The following is a 392-nucleotide window of genomic DNA, read 5'->3' on the forward strand; positions in this document are numbered from 1 at the left end:
GTGTGAACCAGCCGGTCGCAACAGGAAGGGCGCCGGTATTGGCGTCCGACCACTCGATCGTGAGAGGGCCGCCCGCCTGAACCTCCGCGTTCGTGACGTGAAGATCGAGAATTTTCAGATCTGGTGCGGACGCAATGGCGACTTGGGCAGTATTGTTCGATTCAGCTGTGCCCAACGCGTTGCCTTCCGACACCTGATTTGCAGAGTCGGTTGCGATCTCGAAGATGAACTCGCCGGAGCCCACAAGGCCGGATGGCCAGACAAAGCTGTACTGGCGAGGGTGGCTCTCGCCAGGCGCAAGCCCCTCGACACCCGTATCGAAGGCGATGCTATCCAGACGAATGATTTGTCCAGTCGACAAATTCCGAACGCGAATCTGTTCCGTCCAGGAG

The 392-nt window shown here is 58.9% G+C and carries 1 protein-coding gene; it reads right to left on the reverse strand.

Features of this window, described 5'->3' with window-relative positions; all coding sequences use genetic code 11:
* Positions 1-392: hypothetical protein (locus EN914_RS38650; protein ID WP_164779319.1), on the reverse strand; the 392-nt coding region annotated here is incomplete at both ends.

Origin of the sequence: Mesorhizobium sp. M7A.F.Ca.CA.001.08.2.1 (genome assembly GCF_003998455.1) — a bacterium.
Classification (GTDB): Bacteria; Pseudomonadota; Alphaproteobacteria; order Rhizobiales; family Rhizobiaceae; genus Mesorhizobium; species Mesorhizobium ciceri.